Annotated in this window: 19 protein-coding genes; 11 read left to right on the forward strand and 8 right to left on the reverse strand. The window is 45.1% G+C overall.

Translation table 11 applies throughout. The features are described from left to right. Position 1: 1 nt before the first annotated feature. Positions 2 to 1,186, reverse strand: a complete 1,185-nt coding sequence (locus tag ACQCV8_RS03785) for a ParM/StbA family protein (RefSeq protein WP_426843206.1) — start codon at positions 1,184 to 1,186, stop codon at positions 2 to 4. 400 nt (positions 1,187 to 1,586) lie between these two features. Between ACQCV8_RS03785 and ACQCV8_RS03790 the strand changes: the two genes are divergently transcribed. After that, positions 1,587 to 2,972 (forward strand): DUF6612 family protein, encoded by a 1,386-nt coding sequence (locus tag ACQCV8_RS03790; RefSeq protein ID WP_426843207.1) that lies wholly within the window; start codon positions 1,587 to 1,589, stop codon positions 2,970 to 2,972. Between the two features lie 191 nt (positions 2,973 to 3,163). Here the strand turns inward: ACQCV8_RS03790 and ACQCV8_RS03795 are convergent, their stop codons facing one another. Then, positions 3,164 to 4,513 carry a DUF2252 domain-containing protein gene (locus ACQCV8_RS03795; RefSeq protein WP_426843208.1) on the reverse strand — a complete coding sequence of 450 codons (1,350 nt, stop codon included), beginning with the start codon at positions 4,511 to 4,513 and terminating at the stop codon, positions 3,164 to 3,166. A 133-nt stretch (positions 4,514 to 4,646) separates the two neighbouring features. Here ACQCV8_RS03795 and cidR point away from each other — a divergent pair, with 133 nt between their 5' ends. From cidR to ACQCV8_RS03820, 5 genes are all read left to right on the forward strand, one after another. Then, positions 4,647 to 5,531, forward strand: a complete 885-nt coding sequence (gene cidR / locus ACQCV8_RS03800) for a cidABC operon transcriptional activator CidR (RefSeq protein WP_426843209.1) — start codon at positions 4,647 to 4,649, stop codon at positions 5,529 to 5,531. 253 nt (positions 5,532 to 5,784) lie between these two features. Then, entirely contained in the window at positions 5,785 to 6,306 is a 522-nt protein-coding gene (locus ACQCV8_RS03805; protein WP_426843210.1) for an acyl-CoA thioesterase, read from the forward strand. A 19-nt stretch (positions 6,307 to 6,325) separates the two neighbouring features. Then, a complete protein-coding gene (locus ACQCV8_RS03810; RefSeq protein WP_426843211.1) occupies positions 6,326 to 6,694 on the forward strand; it encodes a hypothetical protein in 369 nt (122 codons plus the stop codon). Between the two features lie 107 nt (positions 6,695 to 6,801). Beyond that, positions 6,802 to 6,945, forward strand: coding sequence for a hypothetical protein (locus ACQCV8_RS03815; RefSeq protein ID WP_426843212.1), 144 nt, complete (start codon positions 6,802 to 6,804; stop codon positions 6,943 to 6,945). Positions 6,946 to 7,198: 253 nt separating this feature from the next. Further along, positions 7,199 to 7,687: a hypothetical protein gene (locus tag ACQCV8_RS03820; protein ID WP_426843213.1), complete on the forward strand. Its 489-nt coding sequence runs from the start codon at positions 7,199 to 7,201 to the stop codon at positions 7,685 to 7,687. 41 nt (positions 7,688 to 7,728) lie between these two features. Here the strand turns inward: ACQCV8_RS03820 and ACQCV8_RS03825 are convergent, their stop codons facing one another. After that, positions 7,729 to 9,105 (reverse strand): amino acid permease, encoded by a 1,377-nt coding sequence (locus ACQCV8_RS03825; protein ID WP_426843214.1) that lies wholly within the window; start codon positions 9,103 to 9,105, stop codon positions 7,729 to 7,731. 379 nt (positions 9,106 to 9,484) lie between these two features. On the opposite strand from ACQCV8_RS03825, the gene ACQCV8_RS03830 reads away from it, so the two are divergent. From ACQCV8_RS03830 to pepT, 4 genes are all read left to right on the forward strand, one after another. Continuing rightward, entirely contained in the window at positions 9,485 to 10,948 is a 1,464-nt protein-coding gene (locus tag ACQCV8_RS03830; RefSeq protein ID WP_426843215.1) for an alpha-amylase, read from the forward strand. 227 nt (positions 10,949 to 11,175) lie between these two features. Beyond that, positions 11,176 to 11,862: a helix-turn-helix domain-containing protein gene (locus ACQCV8_RS03835; RefSeq protein ID WP_426843216.1), complete on the forward strand. Its 687-nt coding sequence runs from the start codon at positions 11,176 to 11,178 to the stop codon at positions 11,860 to 11,862. A 372-nt stretch (positions 11,863 to 12,234) separates the two neighbouring features. Beyond that, positions 12,235 to 13,641 carry an alkaline phosphatase gene (locus ACQCV8_RS03840; RefSeq protein WP_426843217.1) on the forward strand — a complete coding sequence of 469 codons (1,407 nt, stop codon included), beginning with the start codon at positions 12,235 to 12,237 and terminating at the stop codon, positions 13,639 to 13,641. Between the two features lie 220 nt (positions 13,642 to 13,861). Beyond that, positions 13,862 to 15,094, forward strand: coding sequence for a peptidase T (gene pepT / locus ACQCV8_RS03845; RefSeq protein WP_426843218.1), 1,233 nt, complete (start codon positions 13,862 to 13,864; stop codon positions 15,092 to 15,094). A gap of 188 nt (positions 15,095 to 15,282) precedes the next feature. Here pepT and ACQCV8_RS03850 read toward each other — a convergent pair whose 3' ends face one another. From ACQCV8_RS03850 to ACQCV8_RS03860, 3 genes are all read right to left on the reverse strand, one after another. Then, the gene (locus ACQCV8_RS03850) at positions 15,283 to 16,026 is read right to left on the reverse strand and encodes an alpha/beta fold hydrolase (RefSeq protein WP_426843219.1); all 744 of its coding nucleotides are present in this window, start codon (positions 16,024 to 16,026) and stop codon (positions 15,283 to 15,285) included. 81 nt (positions 16,027 to 16,107) lie between these two features. After that, positions 16,108 to 16,512, reverse strand: coding sequence for a hypothetical protein (locus tag ACQCV8_RS03855; protein ID WP_426843220.1), 405 nt, complete (start codon positions 16,510 to 16,512; stop codon positions 16,108 to 16,110). A 530-nt stretch (positions 16,513 to 17,042) separates the two neighbouring features. Next, positions 17,043 to 18,488, reverse strand: a complete 1,446-nt coding sequence (locus ACQCV8_RS03860) for a DEAD/DEAH box helicase (RefSeq protein ID WP_426843221.1) — start codon at positions 18,486 to 18,488, stop codon at positions 17,043 to 17,045. Positions 18,489 to 18,622: 134 nt separating this feature from the next. Here ACQCV8_RS03860 and ACQCV8_RS03865 point away from each other — a divergent pair, with 134 nt between their 5' ends. After that, a complete protein-coding gene (locus ACQCV8_RS03865) occupies positions 18,623 to 19,684 on the forward strand; it encodes a DUF3900 domain-containing protein (RefSeq protein ID WP_426843222.1) in 1,062 nt (353 codons plus the stop codon). A 309-nt stretch (positions 19,685 to 19,993) separates the two neighbouring features. On the opposite strand, the gene ACQCV8_RS03870 is transcribed toward ACQCV8_RS03865, so the two are convergent. Next, complete coding sequence (locus ACQCV8_RS03870; protein ID WP_426843223.1) at positions 19,994 to 21,451, reverse strand: RQC-minor-2 family DNA-binding protein; 1,458 nt, start codon at positions 21,449 to 21,451, stop codon at positions 19,994 to 19,996. Between the two features lie 77 nt (positions 21,452 to 21,528). Next, positions 21,529 to 22,638: a DUF6688 domain-containing protein gene (locus ACQCV8_RS03875; RefSeq protein ID WP_426843369.1), complete on the reverse strand. Its 1,110-nt coding sequence runs from the start codon at positions 22,636 to 22,638 to the stop codon at positions 21,529 to 21,531. Between the last annotated feature and the right edge of the window lie 63 nt (positions 22,639 to 22,701).

Below are 22,701 nucleotides of genomic sequence, written 5' to 3' on the forward strand. Positions count from 1 at the left end.
CTTATTTGGATGAGGAAGCCGGCTGCTTTTCATCCTTTTTTTCTGATTTTCTTGTTTTGCGCACATAATCGGTAATTAGTTTGTAGTAAGCATTTGACATCATCCAGATGCTTTCTTTTTCATCTTCGAAAAACTCAATGTTATACCCGTCAAGATTGTTGTTGAGCGCCTTTATATAGTCTTTTAGAACAGAAGCGCCACCGCCGACAAAGTAGCAGATCTCCGTTTGGGAATTGCGCTGCCAAACGTTGCGCAGGAAGCGGTATTGTTTTTTTGCAAGCTCCAGCAGAATACGGTCTGTAATATCATGAACGCTTGTCCTGCTTCCCTTTACCATGATGTGGTTCCGGTCATTTTTGCGGGTAATGATCTCAACCACATCTCTGCGGCTATCAAGTTCTACCCCATGCTTTGTTAAGATTTCTTCCCGGATTGCTTCAAGAGATTCAGAGACTCCCAGATTAAATCCCTGGGCCTTATCATCATCAACATTGCGGTTGCGGATGACAGCGATATCTGTGGAGAGACCACCGATATCCTGTATGAGAATTCTCTTATCAATCAGATCTTTATTAATAATGTTTAACTCGTTATCCATGACCAGGTTGATGTAAGCTGCAAAGCCCTCTGGATACACTTTCACTTCGTCAAAACGAATGTTCACTTTAAGTCCCTGATATTTTGGCGTTACAAGGAACTCAACCTGATGGACGGATCCGAGCAGCTGGGAACGGTATCCAACATCTTTCCCTTCTTTTACTTCTCTCAGAGGCAGACCTGTACCAAGGGTATAGTTCGCATCAATAACCTGGTTGTTTTTCTTAAATCCTTTTTCAGATGTTCCGTTCACTGCATCAAGTGCAAGTGAAGCGAACAGCATAACGAGCGTCTGGTCTTCTTCGGATTTGCTGCTTCCCGGATCTAATTCTGTAGAGTTATTGCTTTTTGCTGCCAGGCTCCCTACACGGTAAATAACATTGTTTTCTTTTAATGCTGGAGAGTGCACACGGATGTGAATGTTTTCAAGCGGATCCTTTTCATTAAGCTCCTCGATGCCAATTACCGGGCGATCCTCTAAATCTCTTGCGATAACGTTTGGTATGTATAATTCTGAGTCTAGTTTTCCGAACAGTGCTTTTACTGCATCGTTCCCTACATCGACTGCTGCGATTCTAGAAAGATTCATAGTCAACTTTCCCTTCTTTAATTAAGTTCTTTATACCATTCGTAATCATGGTCTCCTTTTAAGGTAATACATAAAAGGCTTTCTTTCAATACAGGTTTTAGCGTTTTCAAAAATGTTTACAACACTTATCTTTTTGTATACAACTCTTCTATTTATGTATACTTGATTACAATTTTGTAAACATACCGACACGAAAGCTTGTGTTCGATTTTGTTTACTTGTAAACATATATGTAAACAAATAGATACTTTTTGTAAACATGTATACATTATTGTTTACAAGAACATTTTCTTTCGATTCCATAAAAATGACAACTATTAAATTGTATTTTTATGTTATTTATTCAATCTTATGGGTATAGAAGATTGGTAGCAAGTAACACGAAATTAGGGGGAACGTGATGAAAAACGTAAAATTCTGGTGGGCTGCGATCCTGCCCCTGCTGATCTTAAGTGCATGCGGAACAGCTCCACAAAACGTAATCGAAAGTTCATCCACTGCACAAGAAAATCTGGACAATGTAATGGTGGAATTTACGATTGAGAACAAAGGAAAACAGAGTTATAAGGGGACACAAAAACTGGATTTTAAAAATAAGAAAACATTAAAAGAGTATGATAACGGGAACTTAATCTATATCGATCCAAGTTCCGGGATTCTAGGTCTAGAAGGCGAAAATTCAGAGATGAACGAGGGGGAAGAAGAGTATTACAGAAACCTCTCGGAGCAAGAGCTTAATATGGGACGCGATTACATTGCCTATCTAGAAGGGATTGATCCGGAACTCCAAAATAAATTTAAGATGGAGTCTGAAACCGATCATTCCTATGTATTAACCTTCAACGGGACAGACGAGGAAAAACAATCCCTATTAGAGAAAGAAAGAGCGGATTACTACAAAAATCTCTTTGAAGCGGATCAATCAGATAATAAAAAGCAAGAGAACATCCGCCTTAAAAAGTATGATATCTCGATCACAATCGACAAAGAAACAAATTTTATGACCAAGCTCATTATCCACCAGATCTTCTCTGAAAAAATACAAAATGAAACACAAAACATTGATCACAGGAAAGAATATATTTATTCATCCCACAATAAGCTGGAAGACATCGCTAAGCCTGAATCGGAAGAAGAATTACCGGCTGAAAAACCTGCTGAAGAGCCTTCCGAAGAACCCGCTGAAGAGCCTGGAGAAAGCGAAGACAATGCAGCTTATGAAGAAGAGGCGGCAAAATATGTAGATGCGCTCATTCAAGCGACCGTCTATCAAAACACAGATAATTACATCAGCAAAGCTCCTGATGCTGAAAGCGATGATCAGAAGAAGAAAAGCGCCGAAGAGCAAAAGGGATTCTTTATTGCGGCATTTGAAACCAATTTAACGAATGCACTTAAATCATTTGGTGCTGCGCCATCACCCGGAAAACTGGAAAAAGCAACAGCTGCATTTAAAAATGCTCTTTCACAGACGAAGTACGAGATAGTAGATTCAAAATCAGCCGAAGACGGCACCTCTTATACAGTTACTCTGAGTATTGAAGGGTTCAGTGAAACCAAGCTCCTTTCAAAAGACCTGACAGACGCAATTACAAGCTTTCAAGAAGGAAAGATGTCCGGACAGGAATTTGGCGACAAGTATTTAGATATCCTTACAAAGGTATACAGCGGTAAGATCTCACTGGAACCCGCAAAAGAAGCGACTGTGAACGTCCTCCGCAATCCGGATGGAACTTATGCTGTCCTCATGCAGGATGAATATTTATTAACGTTTGTACAGCAATAGAAACAGCATAAAAAACCCCCAAGAATTTGGGGGTTTTATTATGATGTATTTGAAGGGCTTTTGAGTGATCAGAATCACTCTGTCCCCTGGCATCACTGCCATACTGCTGCAAGGGCTTAAGGCCCAAACCTATCAAAACCATGCCCTCTTTCTTCCATCATCCATACCTGGTTTCAAGCACAAGCAGGTACTTACTGCTCCTCATTCTCGTATTGATTGAGCCATTCACAAAAGATCGCGTAATCTGCATTGGTTTGACGCTTGTACCCCATTGCCGTGAACGAAATCTGATCGGCGAACCGGCGTGTGTCAGACCCGATCGCTTTTAATATTTCCATTTCACTGTGATGGGTAAGGAAGGAATCTGCTAAATCTGCATCGGCTCTTGCATGGATTTTGGCTGTAATTCTTCCCATTGTATCCAATGCTTCATCCATTTGCTGGGGCCCGTCAATATGCTTAGCCTTCAGCTTTTTTTTAACGGGGGAACGTTCCCTGATATAAAAGTGGCGCCCCTCCATTGTTACGTAGCCTAGAAAAGGATCCTCATGATGGTGCATAGCCTTTTGGGTGGATATCACCCTTTCACCCTGATGGGCATGCTCTTCCCAAAATTCCCTTCCTGCCGGAAGAAAATATCCTGGAATGGGCGCACGGACTTCTTTTACTTCCAGTACTAAATCGTCCAGGCCATGTTCCCCTTCGTCCCCTTCAATCAGGACATAAAAACGGTCAAGGCCGATAGAAGCTGTACCCGAGCCAAGTTTTTTGGAAATATCTTTGATTTTGTAGTAAGAGAGATCCCTTTGGTCATTTTTATCTAAAGACGCGATGTAGTCTTTCCATGCTTCTTTGATCATTACCGATTCATGTTCAGAGGCGTGCTGGATTTCTTCTGACCATTTAAAGCTCCGGACTCCCTGATCATTTAGTTCTGTATAGTCATCGAGCAGCTTATTCATTCTTCTTTTTTTTAATTTTTTCAGCAGTTTCCGGACTGGATTTTTTGAGTTTTCCGAAGTGAAATAAAAGGTTACAGGATCATCTTTTCCTTTGGCAAATCGTTTCATCTGATCCGTATAAGCCTTTAAATACGTGTGAATCCTTGCTTCCTGCTCTTCCTCGGTGTACCCTTCCGCTTCACAAAAAAGCGCGATGCTTGCCGACATTCTCAGCAAATCATATAAATAAGAGCCCATTGTTCCTTCATCGAAATCATTTACATCGAATACGAAATCTCCCTTTTCATTTTGAAAGGCTCCGAAATTTTCAATATGCAGATCCCCTTGTATCCAAATCGGCTTGTCCTCCGGTGTATGAAAAGAAAAAGGGATTTTCGTTACATCAAAATAGAACAAATAGGCGCTTCCTCTGAAAAATCTAAATGGACTCTCTGCCATTTTACGATACTTTTCCAGCCTCATTTCCCGGGAAAGATTCATGATGGTGCCGTCCAGTTCATTTAAAATCGCATCGATTGTCTGATGGCGCAGCATCCTTTTTAATGAGCTTGCCCGGTCTGCTATGTTTGCTGTTTCCACTCAAGTCTCCCCGCTTTCCTTACCATGTTAGAATAAGTATATTCCTAATTTCTGAATCATGCAAAAGGCTTGTGAAGAATAGCGCAAACTTTGCTAAGATGAATGTATCCGGATGAAGATGAGGGTGAAAATCATGGACATAAAGCATTTGCAATATTTCATAGAAGTCGTCAAATTTAAGAGCTTTACAAGGGCCGCCAACCATTTGTTCATTACACAGCCTACAATCAGCAAAATGATTAAAAATCTGGAAGAAGAACTCGGGGTCACGCTATTTGAACGCTCCCGCAAAAAGCTCATTTTAACGGATGCGGGACAGGTGATCTATGATCAGGCTAAATTGATTGATCATGCCTTCCGTAACCTTCAAATGGAGCTCGATGATTTGCTGAGCCTGAAAAAAGGTGTGATCCGCCTAGGGCTGCCACCTATTATCGATACCGGTTTTTTTCCGAAGATGATTGGCTCCTTTCATGAACAGTATCCGGATATTACCTTCCATTTAGTTGAAGACGGCTCGAAAAAAATTGAGGAAGAGGTCGCCTCCGGCGGTCTTCATGCAGGAATTGTTGTTCTGCCGGCAAATGAAGATGAATTCACCTGCCTTTCCTATATGGAAGAGGATTTCAGGCTGGTTTTGCATCCGGATCACCGGCTGGCTGAACAGGAAGAAGTTACACTTCGCGAGCTTGAATCCGAGCCGTTCATTCTTTTTAATAAAGATTTTGTCCTTCATGACCGCATTTTGACAGCATGCAACAGCGCAGGATTTCAGCCAAAGGTCGTCTCTGAAAGCTCTCAATGGGAATTTATTGAAGAGATGGTCTCGTGCAGACTCGGAGCAGCCATGTTCCCTGAGAGCATATGCCGGCACCTTTCTAATAAAGTCCGTTCAGTAAAGATCGTGGACCCGGCTATAAGCTGGCATTTGGCCGTTATTTGGAAAAAAGACCACTACCTCCCCTTCGCCGCAAAAGAATGGCTTCATTACGTAAAACAGCAATTAAAGATACCGTAGAGCTGTATACCTAACGCTGCTTCCGGATACGGCCCGATTAAGACCTAAGAACGCTCGCTTAAAGAGTGGTATTAGGTGTTTTTTTTATTTTATCCTCGCAATCCCCCGTTCTATCATTCCAATTTGGAAGCATTTACATAGACACATGGAATCCTAAGAATAAAAAACAACCATTTTACTTACATTTTTTCTCATACTACACTAGCCCTATAACAAGACTGCCATTGAGACAGGACAGAAGGGATCTGACGGAATGGAAGCAAAAAGAGCGAAAGAAAGCCGTATTGTTAATACCGATCAAGTATTAACTTGCGATTTAAATAACTACAACACTCTGTTCGGCGGTGTGCTGATGAAAAAGCTGGACAGCTGTGCCACTCTTTCTGCGAGAAGGCATGCGCGGGCCAAGGAGTGCGTAACTGCATCGACAGACTCCATTGACTTCTTATGCCCGATTCATCAAACGGACTCTGTATGCATTGAATCCTTTGTATCCTTCACAGGAAGTACATCAATGGAGATTTTCTGCAAGGTGATAGCGGAGGACATGATCAAGGGCGAGAGAAGAATTGCAGCTACAGCATTTCTCACGTTTGTCGCGCTGGATGAGAGCAAAAAACCCCTTGCGGTTCCGCAGGTTATTCCTGAAACCGAAGAAGAAAAATTCCTCTATGAAACAGCGAATCAACGTGCGGAAATGAGAAAGCTCAGAAGAACAAAAAGCAAGGAGCTCGCTAAAAATATTACGTTAAACAAGCCATGGGATTACGAATAAAAAAAGGGCGGGGATAGGAATGGTTGCTGCTTCAAACATGGAAGATCTGCAAATGCTTCAAGCTGAGCTGGAAAAAATGAAAGACGGATATCCGGAACTGTTCAGCAAATGGATTCATCTGGTGAATTTGACACGTCAGCTGCAGTTTAAACATCATTTTATGGGAAGCATGCTGCTGGATGAAAAACCTGGCCGCTACTACCCAAGCACAGCAGAAAAATCCGTTTTAACGCTCTATAAAGAAGAGGTGCAAAAGCTGAAAATGGAACCTGAATTTCCTGTTTTGCGCAAACTTTTAAGTCAATATCATGAGACGGGGTTCTCAAAAATCAGCCGGCTCTCCCTCGGTCATCCACCCGAATCTCTTGTCGGTGTTACCATCGCATAATGGAATTTGACCCTGTGTCGAAAACACGGGGTTTTTTCCTATTGATTTTCCGTTCCATACCAGATATCCTTCCCTTAGAAGTGATTCACTTTTTGGAGGAATGAGAAATGGATAGAACCTTCCGCGTCGCGGCTAACCTGGTACAAAAACAGCCGGAATTTATCCGGGCTTGTCTTTATACCTTTATTGCCGCGGCAATTGTAATGTGCGGATACGGATTAGGCTGTTTAGCAGGAATTCTTCTCTTTTAATTCGTAACCTGCTGAAACTCCTGGCTTATAGAGCCGAAGAACCTGGCAGACGGATGGCCCTGCAGCTTGAAAAGCCTTGTAAAGGCAGGGCCTGGCACGGGCTCTCTATAGTGGAGGCTCTGGAGGGAGCAGGATACGAAATGGCATTCAACCGCCCTGTCCCCGGCGCACATTCCATTTGGGAAATTGTTCGTCATATTACTGCAGCAAATGAAATGGTGACAAAAAGGATATAGTAAGGCAGGTCCAAAACATGCTTAAAGAGGATAAAGTATTTGCGGAGGATGTATTAAGGCATCTTTTTTCAGGAGCCCAGGTTGACGGAGTGCAGTTTGGATTTTCACCGGCTGCTATTAAGATTTATTTCACCAATTATGAAAACACAGAGGACTATGGCGGACAGCTCTATTTAAACATTGAATCAAAGTGGTGTGTGTTTGATCAGCCGCCTCAGATATACCCTTCGAATGAGGATGAAATGGAAAATGATTCGGAGGATGAAGAATACTCCAGAGTTTATAGGATAAGAAGGAAAAAAGTTGCGGATATAAGGTTAGGAGAAGAAACACCGCATCTTTATATCACGCTGGAGAATGGCTCTGTTCTTTTTGTAAATGGTTCTCACGGATTATACGAGTGCTGGCAGGCAGGCGTGCAATACGACGATGAGACCTGGCTCGTTGTGGCGGTTCCGGGCAGGGACATTGCTGTGTGGGCTCCTGACCGGTTTTATATAAGCTGAAAACAGCTGACGGAATGAAAACCGCCAGCTGTTTTATTTGGTTATTGCACACTTCTTTTATGAAATCCTTTGGCAAAGTAGACAGCCAGCAGAAGCGCAAACCATATCGGTCCAACGATCAGAGCCACTCTTGTATCTGCACTGAATGCCATGAGTACGACAACCATCCCTAAAAAGGCAAGGGCGATATAGTTTGCATAGGGAAACAGCGGCATTTTGTATTTCAGATTTTTTACCTGCTCCCGGCTTAATGACCTGCGGTAGCGCATCTGCGACAGAAGGATGATTCCCCATGTCCAAATCGCCCCAAATGTAGAAATGCTTGTTACCCACACAAAGGCTTTTTCAGGCACGAGATAATTCAGGACCACACCGACAAGCAGGGCGGCAGCAGAAGTGAGGATGGCCAGTCCCGGCACTCCCCCTTTTGTGATCTTGCTGTAAGATTTGGGGGCTTCATCCTGCTGGGCAAGGTTAAACAGCATTCTCCCGGTACTGAAGATTCCGCTGTTGCAGGAGGACAGGGCCGCCGTTAAAACGACAAAGTTAATAATTCCGGCTGCGCCCGGAATGCCCAGTTTTTCAAAGGTTAACACGAACGGGCTCCCCTGGGTTCCAATCTGGTCCCAAGGATAAATGGACATAATGACAAAAAGAGCACCGACATAGAAAATCAAAATGCGCCAGAACACGGTATCAATCGCTCTAGCCAAAGATTTTTCAGGATTTTTTACCTCCCCTGCTGTCACACCGATCAGCTCAATTCCAAGAAAGGCAAACATGACCATAGACAGTGACAGCATAACCCCTTCAATGCCATTCGGGAAAAATCCCCCATTGCTCCAAAGGTTGGAGATACCGGTAGCCACTCCGCCATTGCCAATTCCAAAGATGATAATGCCGGCTCCGATGATGATCATTCCAATAATCGTCACAATTTTAATAAGGGCGAACCAGAACTCCAGCTCACCGTATGCTTTAACGGCCAGGAAATTTACAGAAGTCATTATGATCAAGGCGAGCAGCGCCCATATCCACGGTGCGACCTGCTCCTCCGGCACCCACATCGTCATGTATTTCGCCACAGCTGTAATTTCCGCCATACACGTAACAACCCATAGGAACCAGTAATTCCACCCCGTTAAAAACCCAGGCAGCGGCCCAAGGTAATCCCTGGCGTAACGGCTGAAAGAGCCGGCAACAGGCTTTTGGATCGCCATCTCGCCAAGTGCTCTCATAATAAAGAACATAATCATTCCTGCAAATGCGTAGGCGAGCAAAATTCCAGGCCCTGCAAGCTCAATGGCAGCTGCGGATCCAAGGAACAAGCCTACCCCTATTGCTGCACCGAGCGACATAAGGGTAATATGCCTTTCCTCCAGCCCCCGCTTCAATTCGTTGTTTTGCTGATTTTGCATGTTTCCCCTCTCCCTTCTGACCAAAAAACGCGCTGAGTTTATAGCTGAATAATCCTATATTGACAGAATGTTCCGGCTGGAAGGGGCTTTTTGTTAAATTGCCGAGAACGCTGAAATTGCAAAGGATTTAGATCAGCTTCAACTCTTTTTGTTATCGCTTACATAAGATTTTAGATAAAAATTTCTTTTTTATCAATAGTCAGTATTAAGCTCACTAGAAAATCCTATCATGATTTTTGAGGGAATGCCAGCGTCATTTTTTAGGCACTTGGAACGAAAATAAAAAAGGGGAGAGCAAAATTTTTCCTGCGTAAAGGTTTACCAGCACCCTGTTTTAGGCTATTTATCATTAGATGAGCTAATTACGGGAGGAATGGGTATGCCGCAGAATCATACGATGATGCAGTTTTTTGAGTGGCATTTAAAGGCAGATGGGGAGCATTGGAAAAAGCTTAAAGAGATGGCCCCTGAATTAAAAGAAATTGGCATTGATTCTGTATGGATTCCACCTGTTACGAAAGGACAATCAGCTGAAGACACAGGATACGGGATATATGATCTTTATGATATTGGCGAGTTTGAGCAAAAGGGTACCACCCGTACAAAATACGGCACGAAGAAAGAGCTGCTGGAAGCCATTGCCGCCTGTCACGAAAATGAGATTCAGGTATATGCAGACGTTGTGATGAACCACAAGGCAGGAGCTGATGAAACGGAAACATTTAAAGTGGTGGAAGTCGATCCGGATAATCGTGAAAAGGTCATATCGGACCCGTTTGACATCGAAGGCTGGACGAAATTCACCTTTCCCGGACGCAAAGACACCTATTCCTCCTTTAAATGGAATTTCGGGCACTTTAACGGAACCGACTATGATGCAAAGCAGGACCGGACCGGGGTTTTCCGTATTCTTGGCAAAAACAAAGACTGGAATGAAAATGTAGACGACGAGTTTGGCAACTATGATTACCTCATGTTCGCCAATATTGATTACGACCACCCTGATGTCCAGAAGGAAATGATTGAATGGGGCAAATGGCTTGCGGATACATTGGACTGCGACGGCTACAGACTGGATGCCATTAAGCATATAAACCATGAGTTTATTAAAAACTTTGCAAAGGAAACCGCTGCCCACCGCGGTGAGAATTTTTATATGGTCGGTGAATTCTGGAACTCCGAGCTTGCTGCCTGTCAGGAATTTCTCGATCAGATTGACTATCAAATGGATCTATTTGACGTCTCCCTCCACTATAAACTGCACGAAGCTTCATTAACGGGACGCGACTTTGATCTGTCGACGATTTTTGAAGACACACTTGTCCAGTCACACCCTATGAATGCAGTCACGTTTGTCGACAATCATGATTCCCAGCCAAATGAAGCCCTTGAGTCATGGGTCGGCGATTGGTTTAAACAAAGTGCCTATGCCTTAATTTTGCTTCGAAAAGACGGGTATCCTTGTGTATTCTTCGGGGATTATTACGGAATAGGCGGCGAGGAGCCGGTTGAAGGGAAGAAAATAGCCATTGATCCCCTTCTCTACGCAAGATCCAGCAAAGCCTATGGCGATCAGGATGATTACTTTGACCATCCGAATACAATCGGATGGATCCGGATGGGCACCGATGAAATGGAACGCTCCGGCTGTGCAGTAGTCATTTCTAACGGAGATGAAGGGGAAAAAAGGATGTTTGCCGGCGAGCATCGCGCAGGTGAAGTCTGGGTCGATATGACTGGAACAAGAGAGGATAAAGTACAAATCGGAGAAGACGGCTTCGGCACGTTTCCTGTAAACGGCGAGAGCGTTTCAGTATGGGCTCTGCCGGATAAAGAGCAATAAAGTTTCCAATGGCAGCCTGGCTGTTGCTGCCAATGCCCCTTATATACGCCGCTGCCTCAAATAGAGCAGCGGTTTTTCCCATTTCAAAACCCGTTTGAACGAAACCTCTTATTTAGGTAAACTGCATATCTATTCAAATTAACAACACCTTTACATAAAATTTTCTTCCTTTACCAAGGAATGGACTATAATGGATAGAGATTATGATTTTCGAGGTGTATAAACGTATGAATGAAACGTACCTTTCCGATCCCCAGCTTTTTACCCTGGATGCCGTTTATCTTATTGAATCAAGAAACAAAACAGAAATGCTTAAACGGATTGCTTCCAAACAGATTGAGGAAGAGAAGCAATTTTTATCTGCGGTCTCCAAGAAAATTGACCTCCACATCTGGAATGCTGTTTACACCCGGGAAATGATGAAGCTAGGCGCTGCCAAGAGCTACCTTCACCGTGTATACAACCGATTTTACACTTCCATATCGAAACAATCATCCCTCTCCGACCTTCATTCCCTTGAACTTGAAATGGCAGCTGCCTATTTTGACCTCTTCATTGGCGACTTGGACGAAGCGGAAAGCTTTGTAGCAAACAAAATTCTTCCTTACCTGCACATGAATATTGAACATCATCTTTCCATTAGAAAGCTGTCTGAGGATCTCGAAATTTCAGCCGGCTATGCCTCCTCCTGCTTTAAAAAGGAAATGGGCATCAGCATTATGAAATACGCGAAAAAAATTAAAATCGAACGGGCAAAAATCCTCCTCTCCACTACAAACAAAAGCATTTTTGAAATTAGTATGATCCTGTGTTTTCATGATCAGGGACATTTCAGCAAAACCTTTAAATCACTTACTGGAATGTCACCAACCCATTACAGGAGAAAGCTCCCCGCATCGCAGCCATCTTTCTAGCAAGCCATTCGGAGCCTCTTTGAGCTGAAGCCTTAAGGGGAGCAGCTCCGGACGAGGCAGAATAGGGTGAACCTGCGCATACTGCCCTTGCCCGGCAGTTCATTACCCGGGATTCAATTGATTCCCTCATTCACGGTGCAAAGCTCCCCTGCAGCCTGAAGGCTCTTGATATCCGGCTGACCAGAGAAAAAGCAGCCGGGTTGATTCTCTTTGCAGTATTTGAACTCAATATAGAACAGTATATACGTCCCGATTCGATTAACCCATGCTTTACAAACACTATATAGCATCTTTACATGTTCGTAATTGAGAATACACATTATTATCCTATTATGAGAATAGTTACATATTTTCATAATGGGAGGAATAAAATTGAAATTTACTGGATTAGTAAAGAAGAAGATTGTTCCAATCGCCACTGTTTCCGCCCTTGCCCTTGGCACTCTAATCGGCGCAGCTTTTACACCCCAGGGAGCCCATGCTGAAAAATCTTCGGCTAAAGAAGAAATCGCAAAGAAGATTAAGGAAAAAAATCCGAAAATTAAGAATGTTATCTTCCTTATTGGTGATGGCATGGGCGTGACTTATACGACTGCGCACCGTTATATGAAGGATAACCCGCGTACAGAAGACATCGAGCTGACCGCATTTGATAAACATTTGGTCGGTATGCAAACCACCCATCCTGACGATCCTGCCCAAAACATAACAGATTCCGCTTCTGCCGGAACAGCTATGTCAGGCGGCGTTAAAACCTACAACAATGCTATTGCTGTCGATAATGACCTTTCTGAAGTTAAGACAGTACTGGAGCAGGCAAAATCCCAAGGAAAGTCCACAGGTCTTGTTGCGACTTCCGAAATCACACATGCTACCCCTGCTTCTTTTGGCGCCCATGATGAATCCCGCAGAAACATGAACCAAATCGCGGACGATTACTATGATGAAATGATTAAAGGCAGCCACAAAATCGACGTGATGCTTGGCGGCGGAAAGTCAAACTTTGTCCGCAGCGACCGCGATTTAACTAAGCTTTTCAAAAAGGACGGCTACAACTACGTTACGAATAAAAAAGACATGATGAAAAACAGAAACACCAAACTGCTCGGCCTGTTTGCTGACGGCGGTATGGATAAAATGATTGACCGAAAAGCAGAAACCCCTTCTCTTGAGGAAATGACCCGCGTGGCTCTCAAGCAGCTGAGCACAAATAAAAACGGTTTCTTCTTAATGGTCGAAGGAAGCCAGATTGACTGGGCCGGCCATGACAACGATATCGTTGCCGCAATGAGCGAAATGGAAGACTTCGAAAGAGCATACAAAGCAGCCATTGAATACGCGAAAAAGGACAAGCATACATTAGTCGTTGCGACAGCTGACCACTCTACCGGCGGTTTTTCAATGGGAGCAGGCGGGGAATACAACTTTAAAGTGGAGCCTCTTCTTGCCGCGAAAAAAACACCCGACTATATGGCTGCAAGAATCATGGAAGGAATGGACGCTGAAAAGGTCCTAAAAGACAACATTGCGCTCGAGCTGACACAAGCGGAAATCAATAGTGTGAAAGCTGCAGCTGAGAAGAAGAACATGACGGAAATCGATAATGCCATCGAGCAGATTTTCAACAAGCGTTCCTTCACAGGCTGGACCACATCCGGCCATACCGGGGAAGAAGTACCGGTTTACGCTTACGGCCCTGGAAAAGAGCAATTTGCCGGTCTTATTGATAATACAGATCAGGCAAAGAAAATCTTCAAGATTTTGAAAGAAAGCAAATAAGCCTGTTAAAACGCGCTGTATGGGAGCCAATGCCCTGCAGCGCTTTTTTTGTTCATTTTTGATGACTGGATCTGCCAGACTGATTGCTGCAGGACCAGAGCAATAGGCTCTGCCCCTTCAGCGATAAACAAACTAAACTTTCTATACATTCCGACGATAACAGGCTATCAGCCATTATTGATGATAGAATAGAAACATGACGGTTAGAGGAGGATTTTTCATGAAGGAGCAATTAATCGAGCGTTTTATCTCGTATGTTAAAGTGGATACCCAATCCAATGAAGAAAGCAATACCTGTCCATCCACTCCAGGACAGCTTATCCTCGCTGAAAGACTGGCAAAAGAACTTCAGGCACTCGGAATGGAAGAGGTTTCAATGGATGAAAACGGATATGTAATGGCCACCCTCCCATCCAATACAGAAAAGGACGTTCCAGTCATTGGATTTCTGGCGCACGTTGATACAGCTACAGACTTTACCGGCACAAACGTGAATCCTCAAATCCTGGAAAACTATGATGGTGAAGACATTTTGCTGAACCGGGACCTGAACATCGTTCTTTCTCCAAAGGAGTTCCCGAACCTCAAACATTACATAGGCCACACATTGATTACAACGGATGGGACAACCCTTCTCGGAGCAGATAATAAAGCCGGGGTCGCTGAGATTATGACCGCGATGGATTATTTGATCCAGCACCCCGAAATCAAGCATGGAAAGATTCGCGTGGCGTTTACTCCGGATGAAGAGATTGGACGGGGGCCTCACCGGTTCGATGTTAAAGCCTTCGGTGCCTCGTTTGCCTACACAGTAGACGGCGGTCCGCTTGGCGAGCTTGAATATGAAAGCTTCAATGCAGCCGGAGCCAAAATCACCATTAAAGGCAAAAACGTTCATCCCGGCACAGCGAAGAATAAAATGATCCATTCCGCCAAAATTGCGATGGAATTCAACAGCAGCCTGCCAGCTGATGAAGCTCCTGAATCGACCGAAGGATACGAAGGCTTTTTCCATCTCACTTCCATCACGGGAGATGTGGAGGAAACGAAGCTCAGCTACATCATCCGCGACCACGATAAAAACAAATTTGCTGACCGGAAAGTACGAATGGAACAAACGGTGGCGGACTTCCAGAAAAAATACGGCGAGGACCGCATCCTCCTGGAAATGAACGATCAATACTACAACATGCGGGAGAAGATCGAGCCTGTTAAAGAAATTGTAGACATCGCCTACGACGCAATGAAAAGCCTCGAAATTGAACCGCTCGTTTCCCCTATACGCGGCGGTACGGACGGCTCACAGCTCTCCTACATGGGGCTTCCGACGCCAAACCTATTTACAGGCGGCGAGAACTTCCATGGACGGTATGAATTTGCTTCCGTGGATAACATGCTGAAGTCCGTTCAGGTAATCGCAAAGATTTCCCAGCTTTTTGAGGAGCGGGCCTGACATCTGGCAGGGATTTCAGACAGCTAAGGTTCAATACGGGTACACAAAGCGCTTTAGAGCCATGCTCTGAGCGCTTTTTTGCGGCCGTTCATGCGTCCCGCTTTATGCCCGTCGGCAAGCTGCTCCAGCATTTTCATGACTTCCGCAAGCGTGGACATGTCCTCACCATCCGTTCAAGTTTAGATCAGTCAAGATTTTAGCTCTCCAGTTAAAAATTCCGCATACATTCGCCTGAACGCATAGGGCCGAAACATGTTCGCTGCGTGCCCAGTGTGAGGAATCTCTTTATAAACGGCATGAGGGACTACCTCGCCCAGGTCGGTTATGCCGGATTTAAACAGGTTATCATGGTCTCCCATGACCCATAGCACGGGTACTTCTATTTTTTCAAGATCGCTTCTTAAATCATACTCAAGCCTGTGATCGATTGCCTTTTTTAATACATCCTCATGAAGCTCCAGCCCATATTTATAATAAAGCTTAGAGGAAATGAGGGCATACGGATCCACAACCCCGCTTTTAGGAAAAAGGTCCTTTGAATAGCGTCTGAGCCACTCTGGATAGTTTTCATATTGGTGCTCCCTGAAATGCTGCAGCACGTAGGTTAAAGGAGAATCTGAATTATAGTGGCCCCCTATATAGCATAAACTGGATACCTTTTCTTTATATTTTGCTGCAAAAATCGTACTCGGATAGCAGCCGTAGCTGATGGAGCATAGATGAGCCTTTTCAATTTGCTCCCGCTCATACAGCTCCTCCAGCTGGCGGGTAAGGCCCTCCAGTGAAAAATCAGTCTGTCTGCCGCGGTCCTCCCCGTGGCCTAATAAATCATAAGCATACGTATGGAAATGATGGCTAAAGTAATCGATTTGTTTCCTGAATGCCCGTTTAGAACCCGTCAGTCCGTGTATAAAAATAATGGTTTCCTTCATAAGACCTCCAAGCTATAAGATTGGGTGCCATTTCAGCATATCATAAAACCCCCATCGGCCGTGACGGGGGCTTAGGAATTCCTATTCTTTTGGCTCTTCCATTTCTAGGTCATTTTCTATGGCATAGGCTTCCAGGTCTTCCTTGAAGGACTTCCTTTCGCTGGATACCTTATCAAGCAATTCACTTCCCTGTTTAAGCATAGCCTCATCCTGATTGGTTATGGAATCTGCCATAAGCTCAATGCCTTTCATGTTTTCCTCAATACTTGCTGTAAATCGTTCATGGAGACGCTGCAGCTCTTCATCCGTAATCTCAAGTGCATTCGCTTTCTCTGACATTTTGGTATATGCCGGTACAACCGTTTCTTCGATGACTTTAGCTATTTCGTTCTCATCGACCGCTCCGCCTGCCGCTTTTTCATAGGTCTTCATTGCTTCCTGTTCGATGTCGATCATCTCAGGAAGCTGTTCGTTTGTATACTCCATGATTTCTTCCTGCAAGGGGCTTGAGCATGCGGATAAAAAAAGGATAAGAACTACTGGTATAAAACTCACATTTTTTTCATTTCTGTCTCCTTATCTGAAAAACTATGTATTTTCTAGTTCTTTTACCACATTAAAATGCGATTTAAACTCAAAAATTTACATAAATAGTTTTATAGACAGGTAAAAAGACCTTATCAGGAGGTGTCTGCCTCCGACCCTCACTCTGCTAAAGCACTAAACCTCTGTCCCCACTTCGATTCACACCTTGCCGCACAAGGGATGACGGGTTTTCTGCTCCGTCCCCTTATACGCAGGAAAAAGGGGACGGAGGCTGCCTCCGTCCCCCATTATGTCTACTGGTTTTCCTCCGTCCCCTGCCGGTCAAAAGGTCTGGGGGAGTAAAGATAGGAGATGTTTTCCTCTGTCCCTCTGTGCATTAACGGATCGGGAGACGGAGGTCTTTACTGCCAGATGCCTGGCCGTAGCCCGTGACCGAACTCAAAGCCAGCCTCCGGGCTCATGAAGCATCTCTAATTCCTGGCTTCGTGGACTTTCAGTTTTTTTCCTTTAATCGTTGTCTCCTTCATTGCCTTCAGGACAAGAGGGCCTTTTCCGTTCAGGATTTCAACGTAGGAGATGTTGTCCTGAATAGTAATAATGCCAATATCCTGTGCGGTGACCCCATCAAGCTTGGAGATGGTTCCAACGAAATCCACAGCTCGGATTTTCTTTTTCTTCCCTCCGTTGAAATAAAGCTTCATGATTCCTTTATTCAGGACTGCACTTTTATCCTTTTTCAGCTCCGGTTCTTCTGATATTTTTTCATCAAAAGCGGGCTGCGCTTCCTTTACCTCATCCCTGGCAGGTGCATCTTTTCTATCCAGCTCAAATCCGATGTATTCTTGAATTTCTGCGAGGAAACGGTCTTCAAAAGGAGTCGCAAAGGTGATGGCCTTTCCTGAGCGGCCGGCGCGTCCCGTCCTTCCAGCGCGGTGAACGTAGCTTTCCTTTTCAAGCGGGAGGTCGTAATTGATGACATGGGTAATATTCTCAATATCAATGCCCCTCGCTGCTACATCCGTGGCCGCCAAATACCGGAACTCACCCCGCTTGAATTCATTCATGACGGCGAAGCGATCCTCCTGAACCATTCCGCCATGGATTTTATCAACGGTATATCCAAGCCGGTCCAGCATGTCAAAAAGCTCGTCCACCCGATCCTTCGTGCGGCAGAACATGATGCAGCTGTCCGGATTTTCGATCACTGTCACATCCCGCAGCAGCCTGAATTTTTCCTCCTCCTGAACAATATAAAGAGAATGTTCAATCCGGCCTCCAGCCTGTTCCCCTGATTGAATCTCGATATCTGTCGGATTGTTCATATACCGGTGACACAGTTTTTCGATATCCTCCGGCAATGTGGCAGAAAACAGCAGCGTGGTCCGTTCTCCAGGAAGCTCCTTGATAATGGCCTCAACCTGCTCAATAAATCCCATATTCAGCATCTCATCCGCTTCATCGATGACAAAATACTTTAATTGATCCAGTCTAAGCGTCCCTTTTTGGATGTGATCCAAAACACGCCCCGGAGTTCCTACAACCATGTGGCTTTTTTGCTTCAGCTCGGCTTTTTGGCGGTCAAACGGCTGCTTGCCGTATACCGCTGTTGCTTTAATCCGCTTGTAGCGGCCGATGTTCATGATCTCTTCCTTCACCTGGGCAGCAAGCTCGCGTGTCGGGGTTAAAATGAGTGCCTGGGGTTTGTTTTCCTCCCAGTCCACCAGCTCACAGAGCGGAATGGCAAAAGCGCCTGTCTTTCCGCTTCCTGTTCTTGATTTAACGGCTGCGTCTTTACCATCCAAAACAGGCTGGATGACCTTATCCTGCACCTCCGTCGGGGAATGGTAGCCCAAATCCTCCAATGCCTTTACAATCTCTTCGCTTAATGCAAAATCTCTGAAGCTGCTTTTACTCAAAACGGGTTAGCCTCTTTTCCTAAAATGTCCTCCGTTTATTATACGGTCAAGCACAGGAATTTAATAGCTCCGGCAAATTGACGGATTTCCTCCAGTTTCTTATACTTGAAGAATTGAAAGCGGGGGCTGAAAACATGGATTTTACTATGCGGTTTCTATCCTTTTATGTCATTCAGGCAGAGGACCAGGACTCAAAGAGATTTAAACACTACCAAACATTGGATCAGGAGGAGTTCGAGGCCAGTGCGCTGAAGGACTTTCTTGACGGTGAACTAAAGCGGATCGTGAAAAGAAAAGCTGAAAAGCATCCGCCATCTGAACAGGTTCCGACGAAAATCGGCCATTTTGCCGTTGAGCCAGGCTATGATCTGGATTCCAATCCAAATTACAATATGCTTCACCGCCTGCGGTTTGCCGGGACGAAAGAGGAGTTTAACGAAGGCTGTGAGAAGCTCGTCCGAACGTACCTCGATACAAGCGCCGTCCGGGGCGGAGCCTTTATCGTGGCTTCCGCCGTTCCGCGAAAATACTTCGACGATTCCTTTGTGTTTATTTTAAAATGTGACTTTGAGCCAAAGGTCGCTTCCATTGCAGATGAATCGGCCCTGATCCGCAAAGTGGAGATGGCCATCACAACCAAAAACATGAAATCCATTCAATACCCTTTTATGCCGGAGGAAGGGATGACAGAGGAGTCAGAGCTGAAAATCCATCAAGCCTCCCATGCACGGTATTTTGAAGACTTTCTGAAGTATGTGGAGTATGGGGAATCCATGCCGGAAATTATGAAAACACAAGTGATGTCGATGGTGCAGGAGCATGTACTCGAAACCTTCGGGGAACACAGCGAAGAGCGGCAGCAATTTGAGCAGGACATGGAAATCTGGGAAGCAAGCGAAAAAAGGGAAATTCAAGAGCGCCTTGATACAAGCCAGGTGGTTGAAGCAGCCGCCCAGATTGTGGAGCATACACCTGAGGCACAGCTGAAAATGAAGCTTGGTGATACGGAGATTAAAGGCCTGCTATCAGATTTTGGAGAGAATATTCACCTATCTAAAATCAATGGCCGGTATGTTGCGGTTATCGAAGCGGAGTCCATCCTATTTGAAAAAGGCTTCTCCCCTATTGAGTTTCATAAGCCCGGGGATCTAAGTCAGGTAGTTAACCAAATCATTAAAAAAAGCAGCCGGGAGTAAGACGGAGTGCCTGGCCCTCACTCTGATAAAGCGCTAAAGCTCCGGCACCATCTTTTCGATTCCTTGTGCCGCAATACATTGAAGGTTCGAGTCTCTGTCCCCGCCTGCGTTAAAGCAGTGCGGGACTGGCACCGTGCCTGGCCCCACTTTCACTGCCGCACTAAAGCTCCGGCACCTGACCCGTCAGGCCTTGGTGCACAAGGTCTGACGGAGATGTGTCTCTGTCCCCCACCTCTTTAAAGCGGTAAAGCTCCGGCACTTTTACACACCGCCATTCACCTCCAGCAGGAAAGCTCCGGATTCTTCTGCTTACTGCCATATTGCCTCATACCCCTTCGGCTGTTTTATAATCCAGCCTTCTTTTTCGAGTTTTTTAAATGCCTTTTGAATATCTTTTTCCTCCCAGTCCTTTAAGTACCCGTACAGCGGAGTCTGGTCCAGCTCCTGGTCCCTCACCTGGTAGGAGGTTCTGCCTTTGAGGAGCTGGGCGGCGAGATGAAGGGGCTGTTCCTTTAGCGAGCGGCTTAGTTCCCCCATGATATGAAATACCTGCCCGAACGTTAACCTTTGGTTTTTCACCTGGATGCAGATGTCTTGCGGATCAAAGGGCTCCACAGCGTTTGCTTTTTTAAGCTGTGCTGTTAAACCGTCCAGCTCTTCCTGTGCTTCCTCCAGTGAGCGTGAACGGACTTCCTTTAGCATGGAAATGGCCGGAAGCTCAAATTGTGACAGCCAGATGAGCTCTGATTTTTGACGGCCTTCAGGAATGTCAGCCTGCAGAAGCTGCTCCGAGAACAGTAAAAACGGAGTAGCTGTTACTTCGGGTCTTATTGGAAACCGCATTAACGGCTCTTTAAGTACAACTGCTTCCAAAAGACCGGAGAGCTTATGTTTCCAGAGGCTTATCTGCTCTAGATCTTTGAGCAGCTGGACGTTTTGGACGGCGATCTCATTGAATTGCCTTTCAATGGTCGCGATCCTTTTGATGGCCCGGTCCATATCCGGTTCTTCTTCCAGCTCAACTCTCGAATGTTTCACATGGAACAATCGCTTATGTTTGCAAAGCTCGCAAAGTTGAATGATCATTTGATTCTCTGAATCAAACTGCATTTCTTTTTCATGGCTGCAGGGCTCCGGGAGATTTCTGTAGGGACGCATAACAATTTCCACCCGGTGTCTCCAGTAAGAAACTTCCTCCGGGGGGGTTAACAGGGAAACGAGAGAGGAACGGTTCATTCTTTCAACCGCTTCTGTAACACCCTTTTTCTCTTTAGCGAATCTTACAAACGGGTGCTGTTCATAGCTTTGTTCAATCAATTGCTCCCATTCCTCTTTGCTTTTCATGGAAATGTCCGCACAAAATAAGAAATCCCGAACCACCCTCTTCACATGTGAATGGAGATTGTCCTTAGTCATGTCAGGATAATTTCCTTTATAGAAGGCTTCTTCAGTTTGCGGGATGCCATGGGCATTTGAAAAATCGTTCCATAAAAAGGATTCCGGTTTCATCAGGTGCGGATGGACCCGCTCCTGCCGGTTAAGAAAAACGGGGAAAAACGCTTGGCGGTCCAGCTTTAGAAAATGCTGTAGCTTTTGGATTTCCTCTTCCGATAGGACAAGACCATCCAGGCTTTCCTGGATCCGGTTTAGGAGGGCGCGCTCTTGTTTATGACCGGCGGAGCGGACTTCTTTATTCTTCTTGCCGAGCGGAAGCAGGGCAAGGGACGGGTATGAATCAAAGTATTGGGCGTGTGATTGCAAGCTCATGGCCATTCCTGCTTTCCTTTTGTTTAGAGACCATTATATAGAGGAACGGGCAGGAATTAAAATGAAAAGGTGCTGTTCTACTTTCTCAGGCTGCTGTATTGAATATGAATCCTATTCTCCGGTTTTGAATCGAACGTATAAAGCACCAGCAGAAACATCCACTCAAGCGGCTTCATGAGAAGGTAAACGGCGTCCGCGGACCAGCTTGACCGGATGTGGCGGCTGAGCGGATATCCATATTTGTCATAAAAGTTTCTGATCTTCCGGTGCAGGGTGGGCGTATACTCCTCCAATAGATGCTCAAAGGCATTTGCAATCAGCAGCTGCCGATTGACTGAGATTCGCTCTCCATTTCTTATTCCTGCCCGGATCGGTCTGACCAGACTTTTGTGCCCCTTGAGAGATACGGTGCACAAATAGTGGGCATCCCCTTCGATGATGACCGGCGGCGGAGCCGGAATTCGAGAATACAAATAGCTGCTCGTATCAAAGAAGATCCGGATAAACCCATCTGGACGCTGTCCGAACAGAACGAGGATCAGCTGCAGAACGAACAGGGCCGGGAAAAGCATCAAAGCGGTTAATCCCGTGAGCCTGCGGTACGAGCTTGTTTGCTGGTAAATCCAGCGGATGATCTTCTTTTCCCCTTGATAGGAGTCCCTTTCAAAGCTGTCCATCATCCGATCCATCGAGTCTTTCATCACAGCCAGATAAAGCAGGCCTGTGAATCCGAGTGAGGCCGAAAGGAGAAACGTATAGAGATTGGATTGAAAGACAGTATGGACCATATAGTTCACTGTAAAAAGGAGATTCAGCCCGAGAATGGAGCTGCAGATCGCATACAGGATGGGAGAAACCCTTTCCTTTGACCCGCCCAGAACACAGCAGGCGATGAGACCGGCCAGCTGCCAGCCCTGAAACGTGTAGATTTCCGCAGGTGCGAGCGATGAGTAAACACTGATTAATTTTGTATCAATATATTGGGTTAATGGCTGCCCAGCAGGTGCGTTCGAGCTGTCAAGCATATGAAAAACGGCTACAGCTAAATAGCCAAAGACGGCTGTGACCAGATTCAAACATCCTGCTTCCTTTTTACTTTGCTTCCAGCCGAAGCTTTCAAAAAACCGCTTCAATACGAATAGAGGCCATATTAGAAACGGCGCTGCCATTAATAAGTAAACCAGCACTGCCAATTGGGAGTCCCCCTCTTTTATCTTGTCTGATTACTTCTATACTAGCATATTTACTTA

It is taken from the genome of Metabacillus sp. 84 (genome assembly GCF_050107715.1).
Lineage (GTDB): Bacteria > Bacillota > Bacilli > Bacillales > Bacillaceae > Metabacillus_B.